Annotated in this window: 2 protein-coding genes; both read left to right on the top strand. The window is 41.0% G+C overall.

What is annotated here, in order from left to right:
* Positions 1-185: 185 nt before the first annotated feature.
* A complete protein-coding gene (gene hflX, locus ACFPOH_RS11335) occupies positions 186-1,463 on the top strand; it encodes a GTPase HflX (RefSeq protein WP_390309714.1) in 1,278 nt (425 codons plus the stop codon).
* Positions 1,464-1,753: 290 nt separating this feature from the next.
* Positions 1,754-3,241 (top strand): peptide MFS transporter, encoded by a 1,488-nt coding sequence (locus ACFPOH_RS11330; protein WP_342580563.1) that lies wholly within the window; start codon positions 1,754-1,756, stop codon positions 3,239-3,241.
* The last annotated feature ends 231 nt before the right edge of the window (positions 3,242-3,472 follow it).

Here is a 3,472-nt window from a genome sequence, read left to right as displayed (position 1 = left end):
ACGGAAATACACGGCCAACAAAGATCAACTGACCAAAAATAATGGAGAGAAATGGAAAAAGGAGAATTTGAGTTGGCTCAAATTCTCCTTTTTCCTATTTTGAAGCTAGTTTTGTCCCAGCCTCTTTCTTTTTATGGGAATGGTATACTGAAATTATAAGGATGAGCCGTATTGGAGGGAATAGGATGACGCGATTAAAAGAAGTGGAGGCGCCGAAAGAAAAAGCGATATTAGTCGGCGTCAATTTAGGTGATCCAAATTTTGAATATTCCATGGAAGAATTGGCAAATCTTGCGGAAGCTTTGGAAGTGGAAGTGTTGGGGCAAGTGACACAAAATTTGGAACGCATCAACCCTTCGCATTATGTGGGAAAAGGAAAAGTGGTTGAAATAAAGAATTTCTTTGATGAGACGGGAGCGAACCTCATCATATTCAACGATGAACTTTCTCCATCTCAAATTCGCAATTTGGAACATGATTTGGATTGCAAAGTTATTGACCGGACAACATTAATTTTGGATATTTTTGATCGGCGTGCAAAAACGAAAGAAGCAAAATTGCAAGTGGAGTTGGCTCAGCTGCAATACATGCTGCCAAGGCTTGTGGGACTGCATTCTTCCTTATCGAGACAAGCCGGTGCGACAGGCGGTAGTCTCCGGAACAGAGGGCTTGGTGAAACAAAGTTGGAGCTCGATCGCCGGAAAATCGAGGACCAAATTGCAAGGCTGCGAAAAGAGCTTGAGGAAGTGGAAGAGCAGAGGGAGACCCAGCGAAAGAAACGGCGAAAAAATGAAGTACCCGTCGTATCGCTTGTGGGGTATACAAATGCCGGAAAATCGACGATCATGAACAAATTGATTGGGAAATTCGGCCATGCGGAAAAAGAAGTATTTGAAAAGGATATGCTTTTCGCCACATTGGATACCTCAGTCAGAAAAATTGAATTGCCGGATAAAAAACAGTTTTTGCTTACGGATACCGTTGGATTTGTCAGCAAGCTTCCCCATCAATTGGTAAAAGCTTTCCGTTCCACATTGGAAGAAGCAAGGGAAGCGGATCTGTTGCTGCATGTTGTTGATGTTTCCAACAAGGAATACAGGTTTATGATGGATGTGACAAATCAGACGTTAAAAGAAATCGGGGTTGAAAATGTGCCAACCCTTTACATTTATAATAAGTGTGATTTGGCCGGAGTCCCTTACCCACAAGTTTACGGAGATGACCTCTGGATTTCTGCAAAAGAAGAAAAAGGGCTGGATGAGTTGATCGATTGTATTCGGAAACATATTTTCTCCGATTATACGTGTGAAATGATCATCCCTTTCCATCGGGGGGATATCGTTTCATATTTGAATGATATTGCATCCATCATTTCGACGGAATATGAAGAAGACGGTACGAGATTAAAAGTGGAATTAAAGGAAGCGGATTTTAAAAAGTTTGAGGAATATGTGGTGAAATAGTATAAAAAAGAGCGGAAGGAATCTAATTTCTTCCGTTTTTTATTTTAATCGAACTATGCGGAAGGTTATAAGTTATTTTAATATAGGAATAAAACGGAATGTAATTTGAACGAAACAGTTGGAATGATTGGAAATTTAGAAAAATGCGAAATTAACTTAAAATTTAAACATTATGCAAATATATTGAAAAAGTTTTGGTTATTATTTATAACTAGTTAATGTAGTTGAATCTAAGTGGCGGAATTTTCAGAAAAAAGAAAAAAGTGTAATAAAGGAAAGAAGGAGAATCAATGTTATCCAAGGAAGAGATTGTAAAATCGGTCCCCCAAAAGGGATTTGTAGGACATCCTAAAGGATTGTTCACATTGTTCTTTACCGAGTTCTGGGAACGCTTTTCCTATTATGGAATGCGGGCGATTTTAATATTCTACATGTATTATGAATTGAACGAAGGCGGTTTGGGACTGGACAAAGGTACCGCAAACTCCATTATGGCCATCTATGGTTCGTTGGTATATATGTCCGGCATTATCGGCGGTTGGTTCTCTGACCGCGTATGGGGCCCCCGCAAGACGGTATTTTATGGCGGCATATTAATTATGATAGGGCATTTTATTTTGGCTTTGCCTCTTGCATTGACCGGCCTTGTTATTTCGATGGCTTTCATCATTATTGGCACAGGCCTATTAAAAACGAATGTGTCCTCGATCGTTGGTGACATGTATGCCGAAAATGATGCCCGTCGCGACTCCGGTTTTAGTATTTTCTATATGGGAATCAATATGGGTGCGTTTTTATCACCGTTTATTGTTGGGACAATCGGTGAAACATACAGCTTCCATTTAGGATTCGGTTTAGCGGGTATTGGTATGTTGATCGGGTTGATTACTTACTTGGCAACCCAAAAGAAAAATCTTGGTCTGGCAGGGGTTCAAGTGCCAAACCCATTGAATGATTCTGAAAAGAAAAAAGCCGTCATGTATTTTACGTTGATTTTTGCTGCAATTGCCGTTGTACTGGGCGGATTGTACATTTCCGGTAATTTGACAATGGCGGTATTCAGCACAATCATTACAACATTGGGTGTGTTGATTCCAACAGCGTTCTTTATCATCATGTACCGAAGCCCGAAAACGACAAAGGATGAAAAATCCCGGGTGTTGGCATATATTCCATTATTCATTGCCGCGGTGATGTTCTGGGCAATACAGGAACAAGGGGCAACAATATTGGCGACATATGCTGATACGAGAACAAATTTGAATGTCGGGGGTTTTGAATTAAAAGCTTCCTGGTTCCAATCATTAAATCCATTGTTTGTCATCATCTTCGCTCCGGTTTTCGCATGGATATGGATAAAACTTGGCGATCGCCAGCCATCAACCCCGCTCAAGTTTTCCATTGCCCTATTCTTCGCAGGAGCATCTTTCTTAATCATGATGATTCCATCCAAGCTTTCCGGTGGAACAGAATTGGTAAGCCCATTATGGCTGGTGTTATCATTCTTTTTAGTTGTTATTGGGGAATTGTTGCTTTCTCCGGTTGGATTGTCTGCAACGACAAAACTTGCCCCTCAAGCCTTTGCATCTCAGACAATGGCCCTCTGGTTCTTGACAAGTGCGGCTGCGCAAGCAATTAACGCACAGCTTGTAAGACTTTATGAAGCAGTAACGGAATTTACTTACTTCGGAGCATTGGGCGGATTGTCCATTATCTTGGGCATGATCATATTATTATTGACTCCAATCATTTCCAAAGCCATGAGAGGAATTAAGTAAAAATTTACAACTTATATATGTATTATTAATTTGACCGATGGAAAATTTTCTATCGGTCCTTTTGTGCGCCCGGCATGTACATGAACTATAGGGTGTAAGTCCCAAACCCCGAAGACAGAAGTAGAGGTTAGCCAAGAGCAAGGGTGTCCGTGGTGACGCGGAATCTGAAGGAAGCTGGAGGCAAAACACCGGTCCGAGGAACACGAACCTCATATAAGGCTAGGTATGATT

The organism is Ureibacillus suwonensis, from assembly GCF_042655065.1.
GTDB lineage: Bacteria > Bacillota > Bacilli > Bacillales_A > Planococcaceae > Ureibacillus > Ureibacillus suwonensis.
This window is presented reverse-complemented; position numbering and strand designations above follow the sequence as displayed.

Coding starts and splice junctions, on each gene's coding strand:
- hflX (WP_390309714.1), top strand. CDS start 186: ATGACGCGATTAAAAGAAGTGGAGGCGCCGAAAGAAAAAGCGATATTA.
- ACFPOH_RS11330 (WP_342580563.1), top strand. CDS start 1,754: ATGTTATCCAAGGAAGAGATTGTAAAATCGGTCCCCCAAAAGGGATTT.